Origin of the sequence: Paenibacillus sp. FSL R10-2734, assembly GCF_037963865.1 — a bacterium.
GTDB lineage: Bacteria > Bacillota > Bacilli > Paenibacillales > Paenibacillaceae > Paenibacillus_AQ.
Map to the genome: position 1 here is coordinate 3,073,045 of NZ_CP150170.1, position 15,969 is coordinate 3,089,013.

The following is a 15,969-nucleotide window of genomic DNA, read 5'->3' on the forward strand; positions in this document are numbered from 1 at the left end:
ATGAGAAGCTTAATAGGAAAACTTGCTTGGTCCAATATTCGTAAAAGAAAAAGTGCAACGATTACGCTTTTCATTCTGATTATGATAGCAGTGCTGCTACTGAACATTGGCCTCACGGTCAGCTTGAAGCTTAATTCTTTTCAGCAAGAAAAAATATCAAAGCTAAATACTCCAGATATCACCGCTTATTTTCCTGTAAACGAGAATGTGAAGTCATATGAATCTCTTGTGGATGATTATCCTTATACTGAAACTTGGGAGAATGAGTCGGCACTACTGCTACCTGACGTAAAGATAAACTACGGGGGGAACAATACAGCGATTGCCTTCTTGATTCTTAATAAGGATTCCCAGCGGTCCATGGGACTATTTAATACAACGTCTCGCTTGGAGCTTGAAGATCAGAATACGATTTATCTGCCATATATTTTCCACGGGGGTTCAGGGTATGACCTTGGGGATACGATCTCGTTTGAATATGGCAACAACAAATTCACTTATACCATCGGTGGATTTACGGAGGAACCTCTTTTTGGAACATTGACAAACGGGGCTTTGAAAGTGTTTTTGAACGATGAAGGTTATAAGCAATTGGAGGCACAGCTTGGAAAAGAGGTGCAATTTAATTTTCTATCTGTACAACTAAACGAACGGGCGAAAGAGGTCAAGCTAGAGCAAAAGCTGAGTGAACAGATTTTTGGCTCTGGAAATGCGAGTTCATTTTTAGTCATGCGAACAGAAGTGGGTCTCGAAGGAAACCGCGTTTTTGTGAATATTTTAGCCGCCATTCTTATTGTATTTGCACTGATTATGGTTGTAATCTCGTTGATTGTGATCAGGTTTCAGATCTTCGGGAATATTGAGGATAATCTAACCAACATCGGTGTTTTGAAAGCAAACGGTTATACGTCCAGGCAGATCATATCCTCATTTCTGTTACAGTTCGTCTCAGTGTCTATAATGGCTTCCATACCAGGGAGTTTGATTTCCGTTCTAGTCATGCCCTTAGTAGGTAATATGATCTCGTCTTCAGTTGGATTGCTGTGGCCGACAACCTTTGAATTATTAAGTGCTTTAGTTAGCTTGCTTATCGTTACGCTACTGATTCTATGTGTTGCCTATCTGTCTAGTAGGAAGATCCGAACGATTACCCCTATAGTAGCTCTTCAGAGCGGGCTTCTTACCCATAATTTCAAGAGAAATCACTTTCCACTAGCAACCACTTCACTGAATTTGCAATTCACTTTAAGTCTGAAGTCTTTATTCAGGCAGACCAAACAGAATTTAATGATTGTACTGATCGTTGCGGGATTGACCTTTTCTAGTATATTTTGCTCCATCCTTAATTTTAACTTTAAAGGGGATACTTCAGCCGTTTTAGATTTAGTGGGCTTAGAACGCACGAATGTGCAACTTGATCTAAAAAATACTGACCATGATCCAAAAATATTTGCAGAAGTTGAAGCTATGTCTGAGGTTCAAAAGATCTCCATATTGGAAAGTAGAGTAGCTTCCATTAATGATTCCAGCTTTATGCTCCGTGTATCTGATGATTATGCCAAGCTGGAAACGCAGACGGTCTACAATGGTAGGCAGCCCATTTATGATAATGAAATTGCGATATCCGGTGTAATTGCGAGAATGAAAAATAAGGCCATTGGGGACGAGGTTCCAGTTACGTTTAATGGGGTAACTCAAAATTATTTGGTGACTGGCTTTAGTCAGCAGATAAATCAGTTGGGTATGGTCGCTACCATAACAGAAGATGGAATGAAGAGATTGCAGCCAAATTATTCAGTCCAGTCTATTAATGTGTATTTGAAGGAAGGGGAAGATCCTCAAGCGTTTATCCAAAAGATTGAAGAACGCTTCCCTGGGCAATGGAACGTAACAAACATTTTAGACATGTTAGAAAGCACGCTCAGTACATTCACTGCAGCAGTATCTTCTATGACAGCACTCATTACGGCGGTCACAGTTATAGTGGTCAGTCTAATCTTGTATTTGGTAATTAAGACTTTGATTATGAAGCGCAAGCGAGAGTTCGGTATTCTTAAAGGTATTGGATATACCACCTTTAATTTGATGACGCAGATTACGTTCAGTCTTTTTCCAGTGATTGTAGTTGGAGTATTGCTGGGGAGTTTAGCGGGTTATTTTTACTCAGATTCAGCGTTTGTGCTATTGCTCTCAAGTCTAGGGATTTATAATGTCCAACTGGCGGTAAGTTTGCCTCAGGTGCTTCTACTGTGTGCAGTCATCCTAGTTGTTGCTTATGTGGTGTCTATGCTAGTTGCAAGGCGAATTCGGAAGGTCAGCGTATACGATTTGATTATGGACTAAGCACTTGAACAAAAAAACAACGAGCTGGAAGTAGGCTGCACCCATGTTAATAGGATTCACAGCCGCTCCAGTCTCGTTCTTATTCGGTATTACATATTGTTCATTTGGCCATCATCATAATTGAATTGCCATTCGATTCCGAATTTATCCTTCAAACTGCCATAACACTTGCTCCAGAAGGTTTCTTGTAACTCCATCACTACTTTACCACCTTCTTGAAGTTTATGAAAATAGCTCTTAATGTTATCCATATCCTTACTAACAACGGCGAGACTAATATTGTTTCCTTCCACAAAAGGCATGCCTGGGAAAACATCTGAGAACATTACATTGCTGCCTTCAATATTCAAGCGGGTATGCATTACCAAATCTTTAGCTTCTTCAGGAAGAGTGAAATTGGGATCGGGTGGTGTTTCTCCAAAGGTCATGATTTGTGGAGGTTCGGTTCCAAACACCTCTGCGTAAAATTCTGCGGCTTGACGACAATTCCCGTTAAAATTAAGATAAACATCGATAGACATTTACTTCACTCCTTTAAAGTATTGTTGGCATTGTAAACGGTGCTTAAAGTTAAAAATTAAAATTTCTCGTGACTTCCATATTGTATCATTTACCAGTTTATAAACAAATATACTTATAGTCTCATTTGGTATGAACATTTATATCAACATTCAAAAAGAACCACTGGAATGTGATCCAGTGGTTCTTTCCCTATTATTTAATTCGTTTGCCGAGCAGAATTAGTAGCCATATGATACCAGCTCCTACTGTGGCATGACCGAGACCCGCAATATGAGGTAAGAAACTGATATCAGTCCCGTTAATTTGCAGCATCCCGCGAGTAGCCATAGTACCGATCGTGATCAGGAGACCAATGTTATAGACAATGTACCATGCGCCAAAGGATTTAGCCTCATGGATCTTAAATAACTTGGCTAGGATCAATGTGATTATAAAGAAGAAGAACCCCAGCACAAGGATATGGGTATGAAGCGCAACCAAGATGGTGTTTCCTTCGAAATCATTCATTTTTGTGATTTCACGATATGCAACACCTGCTATCAAACCAAGTACGGCATAGAAAAAAGACGTGTAATACAATTTTTTCATGATCATGACTCCTTTGTATTTATCGTTATATCAAAATCATATCACGCAAATAAGAACGCAATATGAACGAATGGCTTTATAGTGAATGATTTCACGGAATTGTCAAAAATTAATCCCTAGCTAGACCCACACAGTTTCCACACAATATTGATCTATAATGATGAATATTATTGAACCCGCTGTTCATGGGAGTCAGGGTGTTCGATGGTGCGGGAGGATAGATATGAAAAAAGCGGATTGGATCATAGCCATTCTAGTTATGGGAATGGGTCTGATGTGCATGTTGGTCTCTGCAAATTTTTTTTCGTATTGATTTTTTCCGTATTATAAAGTAGGAGATGGTTTTTTTGAAAAGAGGAGTATTTGCAGTAATCTGTGTAGTTATTTTGTCATTTGGAATTGGAACAGCAGCTTATGCTGCCGGGTTTGTTCCGAGCACTTTTAAAGAGATGTTACCCTTTATGAAAGAAAGACATCCGAACATGAGTGATTCCGATCTAGAGCAAATGTATAAGAGCTGTCATGAAGAAGACAATTCGAATACTCGTGGAATGATGTAAAGGCCATATTGATGCAGAAATAGCTGTAATCAACGCCGTTTAATAAGAACCTTTTGTTGCATACAACAAAGGGTTCTTATTTTATTGTTATCATCACTTTTGCGTACCCCAATAGATCCTTAAGTTATTGGATTTATAGCCCCTTGATACTCATTCATTAAATTGTCGATAATCTGCTGTACGGACAATATTTCTTTAATTTCATGAACCCTTGACCCGGCAAACACTAATCCGTTCTTTACATCTCCCCTAAGGGAAGTAAGCAGGGATTCCATGGTACAGAAGCGATGTGAACAAACCTTTAGACAATCATAGCATTTTTTTATTTTTAATTTGGCATCATCACTAATTCGATCTGTGAATTCATTGCGAATGGCTCTGCCATCTAGACCCACCGTAGACTTGATCAGGATCGTATCGCCTTGCTGAGCATCTACATACTTTTGCTTGAAGTCTATAGGAGCATCACATTCATGGCTAGCAACGAAACGGGTACCCATCTGAACACCAGATGCGCCCATCCGAAGGGCTTTTGCAATATCATCTCCTGTTAGAATCCCACCCGCAGCAATAACCGGAATCGAAACGGCTTCTACAACTTCAGGAAGGATATCAAACATGGATCTTTCTGTACCTAAATGGCCCCCGGCTTCAAACCCTTCCACAACGACAGCAGAGGCACCAAGTCTTTCGGATATTCTGGCTAATTTGGCAGAGGAAACAATAGACACCACAGGGGTGCCATATTCTTTACCCCAAGCATAAATATCTCTGGAAATTCCGGCTCCAGAAATAATAAAATCCACCTTTTCTTCTAAAGCAACCTTCATTTTATCGGCAAAATCCTTCATTGCGAATAGTACGTTCACACCGATATATCCATTCCCTTTTAAGAGTTCTCTTGTTTTGCGAATATGCATTCTTAGTTCTTCAGTGGTGATTCCTGTACCAGAAATGGTGCCGATCCCGCCTGCATTGGCTACAGCAGCGGCTAATCCACTTAAGGATATGCCTACACCCATTCCACCTTGAATAACAGGAACTTTGGATTTAATATGTCCGAATTGGATTGTTGGAAGTTTCATATACGCACCTCTTTCACTAGTTGTAGTTCGATATAAATCTCTACCGAAGTAACAGCTATAAAGGTATCACAGTAAAATCATTGCAGATATGACTGTGCGCATGCTCAAACTATGTTAAATATCATGTCTATCTCATTAGAGTAGAAAATATGGAAATCCGTTTATGATACAATAAATAGCATATTAACATGATCCTGCGTACGCTAAACTCTTTATTTAGGGCATCGCATGTAAGGCATACATATTATAAGGAGAGAAGGACAGGTATGGAGTTTGAATATTTACTTCGTGTAGTTGGAGCTGGAATTTGTGGAGTTTTAGTTGGATTTGAAAGAAAAAGCAGGATGAAAGAAGCGGGAGTTAGGACGCATTTTATCGTAGCCTTAAGTGCTGCACTTATGATGATCATCTCAAAATATGGATTTCAGGATCAAGCTACTTGGTCCAATGTTAAACTCGATCCTGCACGTATAGCTGCCCAGGTAGTAAGTGGAGTGGGATTTCTTGGAGCAGGGATGATTTTCATACACAAAAATACCGTGAAGGGCCTTACAACTGCAGCGGGGATTTTGGCAACGGCGGGGCTAGGGCTGGCGATTGGATCAGGCCTTTATATTCTTGGCGGAGGAGCAACGATTATAATCTTACTTGGCCAAAAGATATTACATGGCCGATACAGTTGGCTGGCCTCACCAAAAACCCAACAGATTGTTATTTGTCTATCTAATACAGAAGGAGCTGTGAGTCGAATTCAAGGCCTACTTGAAGAAAAAAACATTACCATTCTAAGCTTTCACGCTGAAAATAATAGTGTTGCATCCGAATTGAATTTAGAAATTATCGTAAAATTTCCTGAATCGTTCAATTCTGTGAATTTGTTATCACTAATACAAGAGGACGCCTCTGTTAAGGCAGTGGAGTTTCAATAAATTCTTCTCAATAACTTCTCATGACACTCCGTATCAAGGGTTGGTTTCTTTAAAGAACTTACTTTTGATACGGGTGCAATCTCCATTTCACTATTAATCCGCGCATGATTCTACCTTTTTTTGCAATATTCAGGGATCGCAAACCTTCTGATCCGACACTTTATCCTAAACCTCTCGTTGCTCTAAGATATATCCCTCTCTAAATTTAGGTTATTTCTATTTATAGTTTCCATTTGGTCTATTACGGTATAATTTTTGATTTTTAATGTTAGGTATATGTTATGTATTTAATAAGTTTGTTATAAAAATCACATATTAAACGCTTTCATTTATTTCGAATAAAAAAATATGTCATTTATATTGACATACATTCAATGAGCCTTTATTATTAATCCCATCACTGGAGAAACTAGACTAAAATTTAAATCAAACAATACATTATCGAAGTCTAATTTGCAAATATTTTCTTATTTTTGTAGTTTTATTAGTTTGATTAATGCACTGAAGAAAATAATTAGGAGAATGCCTGTGAAAAAGCACGATCAGGATTTTATGAAGCGGCAAAATCGATTGACGGTCTTCGAAATCATTAAAAACCAACAACCGATTTCTCGCGCTTCCATCGCCAAACAAACGGGTATGAGTCCTACCACTGTAAGTCGGATTGTTGGGGAATTGACAGAGCAGGGATATCTACTCGATTCGGACCAGGTATCGTCAGGATTAGGTCGGAAATCAACATTGATAGCTATGGTTGACGCTTCTGTGTTGTCAGTTGGGGTTGAACTGGATCGCAGTCTTATGATTGTTGGGATTGTAGATTTGCAAGGCAAGCTTCTCTGCAGCAGCCAATACCCACGTACACCAGATGAGAGCCCAGACAAGACGCTGGAACGAATTAATGAAGCGATAGAACAACTGACGCAGCAGCATGTGATTGACAGAACACGTATCGTCGGTATTGGCGTTGGACTTCCCGGCATTGTGAATAACGAAGAAGGTATTGTTGTCTTCTCGGTTCAGCTTGGATGGAAGAATGTTCCCTTAGCTAAACGGCTAAAGGAATTAACGGGTTTTGAAATTGCTGTAGATAATGAGTTGAAAGTTAGAGCTCTTGCTGAACACCTCAAAGGTGCTGCTGTTGGATCTGTCCGTACCGCACTATTGGGCTTCGGGCAAGGCGTTGGCTCGGCGATGATCCTCGAGGGAGAGATCTATCGCGGGGTGATGAACAGTGCTGGTGAAATAGGGCATACGACAGTGGATCCTAACGGAATGATGTGCGAGTGCGGTAAGGCGGGTTGCTTACAGACCTATATAAATATCAGTTCATTGTTGTCAGAAGCCAATCGGATTCGTCCGATTCGCACGATCGAGGAGTTATTTGAAGCAAAGGATGCAGGAGAGCATTGGGCGGTTCATTTGATCGAGCGAGCGCTCATGTATATGGCGATTACAATCAACAATGTCGTATGCATGTATAACCCCGATAGTGTGATCTTGAGTGGAGAACTCGTAGACAAATTCCCGGATATTTATGAAGCAGTCGAGAAGCTATATCTTTCACGCTTCACATGGGAACCCCTTCGTGGATCTTTCTCCATTCATCGTTCGATGTTGAACGAGAATGGTGTAATTATCGGATCTGGACTACTATCGCAAAATCGTTTTTTCGCATTGGATTAAAAGAATTACATCGAAGGAGGTTGTACAGATGGGGTTTACAACATTAGTAGAAGAATATCGCGGTGGCTTACTGGAGAATGTCCATTATGGTGCAGTTAGCGTGGTCGATGAGAAAGGTAACCTTTTGTACAAAGCAGGTAATCCGGAGCATATGACCTATCTTCGTTCAGCGGCTAAGCCATTCCAAGCTTTGCCGGTTATGAAGCGACGGATCGACGAGGTATATGGATTGACAAGTAAGGAAGCCTCACTTTTTACTGCATCACACCGAGGAGAAGCCTTCCACATCGAAGCCCTGGAATCTCTTTTTCAGAAAATGGGATTACAAGAAGAGGGACTTCATTGCTGTTCTACATACCCACTGAATGAGGGAGCCAAAGCGGAGCGTCATCGGGCGAATGAGCCTACTCGCAAAATCTTTCATAATTGCTCAGGTAAGCATGCAGGGTTAATGGGCCTTAGCAAATATATGGGTTGGGATATAGATACTTATTATGAGCCTAACCATCCCGTGCAACAGGAGATCCTAGAGATCATGGCCTATATTGCTGAGGTACCAAAGGAATCCATTCGTCAAGGGATTGATGGCTGTGGCTTACCTATCTTCGCACTACCACTTCACAAAATCGCTTATTCATATTTAAAGCTAGCCTGTCCTGATTTGATCGAGGATATAGAAATACGCAACGCAGCTGCTGTGACTGCGAAGCTTATGAACGATAATCCGGTGATGATTGCAGATACGAAATTCGTCTGCTCAGAGCTTCTAAAGGATGATAATCTGACGGCAAAGGGCGGCGCTAAAGGTGTATATGGTATTGGACTCCGAAAGGAACGAATCGGTATCTCGCTAAAAGTATCCGACGGATCCGAACAAGTCTGGCCGTGCATCATTGCATCGATTCTGGAACGTTTAGGCTATAGCAATCAAGCTACGATTGATCGTTTATATGCACTCGTACCGAACACTATTGTTAATGATGGCGGTACTATTGTAGGCGAACGCCGCGCTGTGTTCCAATGGGAAGTCTGAATATAAGGATCGAGAATAATCTTCAAGTCTGAATAATCGGACTGGGGGCTTTTCTAATACATCGTTTCTAAAGGGGAGTGTATAACATGAAAGCAAAAGGAAAAGTATGGTCAATGTTCATGCTGCTGCTTATTACAGTAGTCATGACTGCAGGGTGCGGCAACAAAGCGAGCAACGAGGGACAAGGCGGCAATACCGCTGGTGGAACTGAAACTAGCACCCCAACTACAAAAAATGATAAAGACATTGTAATTGCCATCAATTCTAACTTTATTACGCTGGACCCACATAACGCAAGCGATACACATTCAATTAGCGCTGCCAGAACGATGTACGAAGGTCTAATGGGTTTTGATGAGAATATGAACGTAGTTCCTGTTCTTGCCGCAAGCCATTCCATAAGTAAAGACGGGTTGGTTTACACGTTCACGTTGCAAGAGAATGTTAAATTCCAAGACGGTACTGACTTTAATGCTGAAGCGGTTAAAGTAAACATCGCCCGTATTCAAGATGAGAAGAACAATCTTAGACTGCGCAAAAGCTTCGCAAAGGTAGCCAAAGTGGAGACTCCTGATGCCAAAACGGTAGTTATTACACTTAGCGAGCCATACAATGCATTTTTAAATAAGGTTGCGATGGCGCCGATCATTAGCCCGAAAGCTATAACAGATAACGGTGCCGATATTTCGAAAAGTCCTGTTGGAACGGGTCCGTTTAAGTTCAAAGAGTGGGTCCAAGGCGATCGCTTAGTTGTTGAAAAAAATCCGGATTACTGGCAAAAAGACTTGCCGAAAGTGGATAGTATAACCTTTAGACCCGTACCAGAGAACGGATCACGGATTGCGATGCTAAAAACTGGTGAAGCGGATTTCATTTATCCAATGCCAACAGAACAAGTATCCGAGGTTGAAGGGCTTGAAGGAATTACTGTAGATACTATCGATTCAACCATTGTTCGATATGTAACTTTGAATACGATGAAAAAGCCTTTCGATGATGTAAAGGTACGTCAAGCCATTAACTATGCTATCAACAAAGATGCTTATATCAAGGTTGTGAAATCAGGTTTAGGAGCTAAGCTTGATTCCACAATGTCTTCGAAAACTCAATACTATTCCCAACAAACAGGTTATGACTATGACATTGAAAAAGCTAAACAATTACTTGCTGAAGCAGGATATCCTGACGGATTCGAAACCGAAATTTGGGGAGAAAACGAATCTGAAACTATGAAAGGTATGCAATTTATTCAACAACAGCTAGCGCTTGTAGGTATTAAGGTAGAAGTGAAGTCCATGGAAGGCGGTACATTGTCCGACCAGATTAACTCCGCTAAAACGCCTGAAGAAGCAAAAATTCAAATGTGGTATGTCAGCTGGTCTCCATCATCAGGTGATGCAGATGGCGCTACTAGAGGTTTGTTCAGTAGTGAAATGTTCCCACCTGCTGGCTCGAATACAGCTTATTACAAAAATGAGAATGTAGACAATTGGATCGCTGAGGCGAATAAAGCTGTTGATCCAGAAGCGGCTAAATCCATCTATGCAAATATTCAAAAAACAGTATGGGAAGATGCTCCGTGGGCATTCATGGGCGTTGATCAAATCATCTCTGGAAAAAGATCGTATCTGGAAGGTGTAAAGGTCTTCCCAGATGGTTCCATTAATGTCCTCAATGCAGAAGTGAAATAACGTAAAACAAATGTAAGATTTAATATCCCAAGAATTGAACGAGGCCGCTTCTATAGAATGGTAGGAAGCGGCCTCACTAAATCATTTGTCGATACTGAAGGGGGCTTATGAGTTGGGTAGATATGCTTTACAAAGACTCCTCGGGGTTATTCCGCTGTTGTTCATTGTATCGGTACTAGTCTTTTTGTTTATTCACTTAATTCCGGGCGATCCGGCCCGACTTATTGCGGGTAAAGACGCCACGCTTGAAGAGATTCATGGCATTCAAGAGCAACTTGGTCTCAATCTACCCTTGTGGAAACAATACATAAACTACATGGGTGATCTACTAACTGGTAATCTGGGTAATTCGATTCGATCAGGGATTCCAGTAACCGATATGCTGGAAAGTAGAATAATGCCTACCTTGTGGTTAACGTTTCTCAGCATGGCTTGGGCGCTTGTTATTGGTCTTCTAATTGGTGTTATTTCAGCGGTTTATCGCAATAGATGGCCTGATCACTTAGGCACATTGACAGCTATTTCGGGGATGTCGATGCCTGGATTCTGGTTAGGTTTGGTACTCATTCAGATTTTCTCGGTAGAGCTTGGCTGGTTTCCGACCGGTGGTGTGGATTCCTGGAAGTCCTATATTCTTCCTTCCATTACCCTTGGAATGGGAATTATGTCGATGTTGGCTCGTTATTCACGGTCTTCGATGCTGGAAACGCTTCGGGAGGATTATATCCGTACTGGACGTGCCAAAGGCTTACGTGAGTATGTTGTTATCAGCAGGCATGCGCTGCGCAATTCACTTATTCAGGTCGTTACTGTAGCTGGACTTCAATTTGGATTCTTGCTTGGTGGATCGGTAATGGTTGAGACGGTTTTCAGTATTCCTGGTCTTGGTAGACTGCTGGTAGATTCCATTTTGTTCCGGGATTATACAGTTATTCAAGCTTTGCTGCTACTCTTTTCAACACAATTTATTCTAATTAATTTAATTGTAGATTTATTGTATGGAGTACTCAATCCGAAAATCAGGTTTTCTCAGTAGCTGAAATGCGACTAAGAAACAGACATACGATAGTTTTATAGGTGAATATAGGATTAGGAGGGATATCATGAGCGACAATTCGGCGGTAATGGGAACTAATTCTCCTATACCCGGAGAGGTTATAACCCCGGAGAAAATGAAAGGCCGCGCAGGCGCTTTTTTTCGCAAGTTCAGTAAACAAAAGATGCCCCTTGCTGCTGCATTTTTTATCATATTGCTTTTTTTAATTGCCATTTTCGGGCCATTTCTGACCCCTTATAATCCTGATGAACCAAACTACGATGCACTAATGCAGGGCCCATCTGCCGCTCACTGGGCCGGAACGGATGAATATGGTCGTGATATTCTAAGTCGCCTTATTGATGGTACACGGTTGACTTTGGCAGTCAGTCTCAGTTCTGTACTTATTGCGGGTATACTTGGAACCATTCTTGGTCTAGTTAGTGGATATTATGGCGGCTGGTTGGATCGGATTATTATGCGGGGGAGTGACGTGCTGTTCTCATTCCCAGATTTACTGCTTGCCATTGGGATCGTCGCCATACTCGGGCCTGGATTATCCAACGTTGTGATTGCCGTTGCAGTCTTCGGCACACCATCCTTCGCTCGAATTATTCGAAGCGTAACATTGTCAGCGAAGGAAACATTGTTTGTTGAAGCTGCTCGTTCAATGGGTGCGAAGAATCGTCGAATCATTTGGAGACATATTTTTCCTGAAACCGTTCCTAGTATTATCGTTAATCTATCTATGAAAATTGGCGGGGCAATCTTGGCCGCTGCGTCACTGAGCTTTCTTGGAATGGGCGCGAAGCCTACAGAGCCCGATTGGGGCGCAATGTTAAGTATGGGGCGCGATTATTTAAGTATTGCTCCGCATATCGTTTATTTTCCAGGGATAGCTATATTTTTGACAGTACTTGCATTTAACCTGGTCGGGGACGGACTGCGCGATGCTCTTGATCCCAAAATGAAAAACTAAGGAGGGACAAGACATGACTCAAAATTTGCTGGAAGTACAAGGGCTGAAAACGGAGTTCAAACGCGGCGATGGAAGTATAACGGCAGTTGCGGGTGTTGACTTTGTGATTAAGAAAGGTGAAGTGCTGGGTCTAGTTGGAGAATCCGGCTGTGGCAAAAGTGTAACCTCACTGTCGATTATGCGGCTTCTTAAGGATACGCCAGGCAGAATCTCCGGAGGTTCTGTTCGCTTCGAGGGAACGGATCTGACAAAGGTTACGGACAAAGAGATGCGCCATATACGGGGAAATGAAATGGCGATGATCTTCCAGGAGCCGATGACTTCGCTTAATCCTGTGCTGAAGATTGGGTTGCAATTGATGGAGCCGATAATGCTGCATTTGGGTTATGGTCGGAAGAAGGCTCGTGAACATGCCATTCATATGTTGCGGCTAGTTGGTATACCACGTGCGGAAGAATTGGTGGATGAATATCCACATCAACTCTCAGGCGGTATGAGGCAGCGTGTCATGATTGCGATGGCTATGTCTTGCCACCCGAAACTTCTGATTGCAGATGAACCGACAACGGCGCTTGATGTAACGATTCAAGCTCAAATCCTTGATCTAATGAAGCATCTGAAAGAAGAACAAGATATGGGAATGCTGCTCATTACCCATGACCTCGGTGTAGTAGCTGAACTATGCGACCGTGTAGTGGTTATGTATGCTGGTCGTGTAGTGGAGGAAGCTTCCGTTCATGAACTATTTGCAAGACCACAGCATCCTTATACTAAGGGACTAATTCAATCCGTTCCGAAGCTGCGTCAAAACGTACGTCGCTTGGATTCCATTAAAGGGAATGTACCTGATCTTTCACAAATGCCAGCAGGTTGTAAGTTTGCGCCACGCTGCGAATTTGTCACAGAACGTTGTCTGTCGCAGGAGCCGGAGTTACTACCAATTGAGGGGCTGGAGCGAAAGAGTCGCTGTTGGCTTACACAGCAGGAGAACACAGAAGGAGGGGGACGTTTGTGAAGGAGACTCCACTAATTGAAGTAAAAGGTCTAAAGAAGTTTTTTTCGGTGAAGAAGGGCTTTCTCGGAACTACTAGATATTTGCACGCAGTTGATGGGATCTCATTCGCTATACGTAAAGGAGAAACGTTCAGCCTTGTGGGTGAAAGTGGCTGTGGTAAATCTACTACGGGTAGATTAGTGACTCGCTTGCTGGAGCCGAATAACGGTGAAGTGTGGTTTAAGGGTCAAAATATTAGCCATATCTCAGACAATCAAATGCGGCCTATTCGTAAAGATATGCAGATGGTGTTCCAAGACCCCTATGCTTCGCTTAATCCACGGATGAAGGTGAAGGACCTTGTCGCTGAACCTCTGCTCATTCATACAAAGCTATCGTCCAAAGAGCGGGATAAACTAGCATGCGAGCTACTAGAGACAGTGGGATTGAATAGTATCCACGCCGAGCGCTACGCTTTTGAATTCAGCGGTGGACAGCGACAACGGATTGGAATCGCTCGAGCCTTATCTGTTCGTCCAAGCTTGATCGTGGCGGATGAGCCCGTGTCTGCACTGGATGTATCGATTCAGTCACAAGTGCTGAATCTATTGCAGGATCTACAAGAAGAGTATGGGCTGACGTATTTATTCATTTCTCATGATCTAAGTGTTGTTGAGCATATTAGTGATCGAATCGGTGTCATGTATCTTGGTTCCCTCGTAGAGACGGCGGATAAAGATACTTTGTATGATCGTCCAATGCATCCATACACACAAGCACTGTTATCTTCTGTACCTGTACCCGATCCTACTTTAAAGAAAGAGCGCATTATTCTGAAGGGAGATCTTCCAAGTCCGGTTGATCCACCGACGGGTTGCCGTTTTCATACAAGATGTCCTTCCTGTATGGAAATCTGTAAGCAGCATGTACCTATATTCCGAGAAGTCGAACCAGGTCATGAGGTTGCGTGTCATTTATTTGATGAAGAAATGCTGAAATTAGAGCGATAACTGAAATGGTGAGTAAACTTTAAGGAAAAGAAGGGGCAGCGATGAATATCTTAATCGATTCCGCTAATGTGGTGGATACTCTTGTCTATTTAGCTTATGACGAGGAAACTTTTCCTTTTAGGCTGGGAGCAGCCCACAAACAGAGCAGCAGTGTGACTTGGTTACATGCTCGCTCTGAGGAAGAGTCCGATGTGTTAGCGGTAGGAATGGGAAAGCGCAAGGATATTACGCTTGAGGAAATTCGCCGAGCAGGTGGAGCTGCTGCTCGTGCAATCTTGAAGGAACGTCTTAACAGTGCTTCATTTGTTCGCTTAGCATCCGATGCTGCAATTAGGAATAGTGATATTTCTGCTGCTGATGAATTACAAGCTTGGATAGAGGGCTGGATGCTCGGTTTATATCGTTTCCAAACCTATCGGGGAACTACCAAGGTTGAAGGGGCTGTTGATTTACAGCTTCAGTCGATAGATTGGCCTGAGCTATCCTCGGCTGAATTAGAAGCTGTACGGGTTTCTGCACAGATACGCGCTGAAGGAGCAGCAGTTGCTCGCGATCTTGTAAATGAGGTGCCTGGGACACTTAACCCTGATCGTTTTGTGGAATGGATGGCTGAATTTTTCGACCGTGATGATGCTGCACTGAAAGTTCATATTTATCGAGGACAGGAGCTTGTGGATCTTCAGATGAATGGATTGCTCGCAGTTGGTGTAGGAAGTAAGCACGCTCCAGCCCTAGTTGAAATCCGTTACGAGAGCAACCCTGAAATGCCGATGTTAGCACTGGTGGGTAAGGGTGTAACCTTTGACTTAGGTGGTATGAATGTGAAGACGGCCAGTGATATCAGTGATGCACGCATGGATATGGGCGGTGCGGCAGCTGTTATTGGGGCTATGGACATTTTGGTTCGTAAACGGTCTAATGTAAATGTGACCGCACTTATTCCAGTCGTTGATAATGTGCCAGATGCTGAGGCGATGTTGCCTTCATCTGTTATCCGCTACCCTAACGGGCTAACTGTTCAGGTTGCGAATACGGATGGTGAGGGTCGACTTATCCTAGCAGATGCGCTTATTCATGCCTCGAATATCGGAGCGAACCAAGCTATTGATATCGCTACCCTAACTGGAAATGTCGGTGCGGCGCTCGGATTAGGCATCGCGGGCATATGGGGCGATGCAGATATAACACAGAGCCTGGTTGAGATCGGTGTGCGTAATGGAGAACGATTGTGGCCCATGCCGTTAATGGATGAATATGAAGCAGATCTTCGGAGTAATTACGCTGATTTACGCAATGTTAGTACTTCCCCCTTTGCAGGTGCGATAACAGCAGCCCTATTTATTCGGCGCTTTGTAGCAGAATCGATGAGCTGGGTGCATATTGATATGGCTGGGACGGTACAGTACAAACAGGATGTGGGGTATTCAGAAGCTGGAGCGACGGGATATGGTGCACGCCTGCTCGCTGATTATGTCATGAAGCAAGTACATCAATAACAACTGGAAGAGTGGAG

General features: G+C 42.6%; 14 protein-coding genes. 11 read left to right on the forward strand and 3 right to left on the reverse strand.

From position 1 onward, the window contains the following. Window positions 1-2,343, forward strand: a complete 2,343-nt coding sequence (locus NSS67_RS13385; protein WP_339319985.1) for an ABC transporter permease — start codon at window positions 1-3, stop codon at window positions 2,341-2,343. 89 nt (window positions 2,344-2,432) lie between these two features. Here NSS67_RS13385 and NSS67_RS13390 read toward each other — a convergent pair whose 3' ends face one another. Next, the gene (locus NSS67_RS13390) at window positions 2,433-2,864 is read right to left on the reverse strand and encodes a VOC family protein (RefSeq protein ID WP_339319986.1); all 432 of its coding nucleotides are present in this window, start codon (window positions 2,862-2,864) and stop codon (window positions 2,433-2,435) included. Window positions 2,865-3,057: 193 nt separating this feature from the next. Further along, entirely contained in the window at window positions 3,058-3,453 is a 396-nt protein-coding gene (locus NSS67_RS13395; protein ID WP_339319987.1) for a DUF2871 domain-containing protein, read from the reverse strand. Between the two features lie 347 nt (window positions 3,454-3,800). Between NSS67_RS13395 and NSS67_RS13400 the strand changes: the two genes are divergently transcribed. Then, window positions 3,801-4,013, forward strand: a complete 213-nt coding sequence (locus NSS67_RS13400) for a hypothetical protein (protein ID WP_339319988.1) — start codon at window positions 3,801-3,803, stop codon at window positions 4,011-4,013. Window positions 4,014-4,132: 119 nt separating this feature from the next. On the opposite strand, the gene NSS67_RS13405 is transcribed toward NSS67_RS13400, so the two are convergent. Then, window positions 4,133-5,098: a nitronate monooxygenase gene (locus tag NSS67_RS13405; protein WP_339319989.1), complete on the reverse strand. Its 966-nt coding sequence runs from the start codon at window positions 5,096-5,098 to the stop codon at window positions 4,133-4,135. A 266-nt stretch (window positions 5,099-5,364) separates the two neighbouring features. Here NSS67_RS13405 and NSS67_RS13410 point away from each other — a divergent pair, with 266 nt between their 5' ends. The 9 genes from NSS67_RS13410 to NSS67_RS13450 all read left to right on the forward strand — a co-directional run bounded on the left by NSS67_RS13410 (window position 5,365) and on the right by NSS67_RS13450 (window position 15,952). Continuing rightward, window positions 5,365-6,027 (forward strand): MgtC/SapB family protein, encoded by a 663-nt coding sequence (locus NSS67_RS13410; RefSeq protein WP_339319990.1) that lies wholly within the window; start codon window positions 5,365-5,367, stop codon window positions 6,025-6,027. A 522-nt stretch (window positions 6,028-6,549) separates the two neighbouring features. Beyond that, window positions 6,550-7,713 carry an ROK family transcriptional regulator gene (locus tag NSS67_RS13415; protein ID WP_339319991.1) on the forward strand — a complete coding sequence of 388 codons (1,164 nt, stop codon included), beginning with the start codon at window positions 6,550-6,552 and terminating at the stop codon, window positions 7,711-7,713. A gap of 28 nt (window positions 7,714-7,741) precedes the next feature. Continuing rightward, window positions 7,742-8,746 carry an asparaginase gene (locus tag NSS67_RS13420; protein ID WP_339319992.1) on the forward strand — a complete coding sequence of 335 codons (1,005 nt, stop codon included), beginning with the start codon at window positions 7,742-7,744 and terminating at the stop codon, window positions 8,744-8,746. 86 nt (window positions 8,747-8,832) lie between these two features. Continuing rightward, complete coding sequence (locus NSS67_RS13425) at window positions 8,833-10,437, forward strand: glutathione ABC transporter substrate-binding protein (RefSeq protein WP_339319993.1); 1,605 nt, start codon at window positions 8,833-8,835, stop codon at window positions 10,435-10,437. Window positions 10,438-10,549: 112 nt separating this feature from the next. Next, the gene (locus tag NSS67_RS13430) at window positions 10,550-11,473 is read left to right on the forward strand and encodes an ABC transporter permease subunit (protein WP_339319994.1); all 924 of its coding nucleotides are present in this window, start codon (window positions 10,550-10,552) and stop codon (window positions 11,471-11,473) included. 67 nt (window positions 11,474-11,540) lie between these two features. Then, window positions 11,541-12,452: an ABC transporter permease subunit gene (locus NSS67_RS13435; protein WP_339319995.1), complete on the forward strand. Its 912-nt coding sequence runs from the start codon at window positions 11,541-11,543 to the stop codon at window positions 12,450-12,452. A 13-nt stretch (window positions 12,453-12,465) separates the two neighbouring features. Beyond that, on the forward strand, window positions 12,466-13,467 hold the full coding sequence (locus NSS67_RS13440; protein ID WP_339319996.1) for an ABC transporter ATP-binding protein: 1,002 nt from the start codon (window positions 12,466-12,468) through the stop codon (window positions 13,465-13,467). Then, the gene (locus tag NSS67_RS13445) at window positions 13,464-14,456 is read left to right on the forward strand and encodes a dipeptide ABC transporter ATP-binding protein (RefSeq protein ID WP_339319997.1); all 993 of its coding nucleotides are present in this window, start codon (window positions 13,464-13,466) and stop codon (window positions 14,454-14,456) included. The genes NSS67_RS13440 and NSS67_RS13445 overlap by 4 nt, the downstream gene beginning before the upstream one ends. A 41-nt stretch (window positions 14,457-14,497) precedes the next feature. Continuing rightward, window positions 14,498-15,952 (forward strand): M17 family peptidase N-terminal domain-containing protein, encoded by a 1,455-nt coding sequence (locus NSS67_RS13450; RefSeq protein WP_339319998.1) that lies wholly within the window; start codon window positions 14,498-14,500, stop codon window positions 15,950-15,952. Window positions 15,953-15,969: the final 17 nt, after the last annotated feature.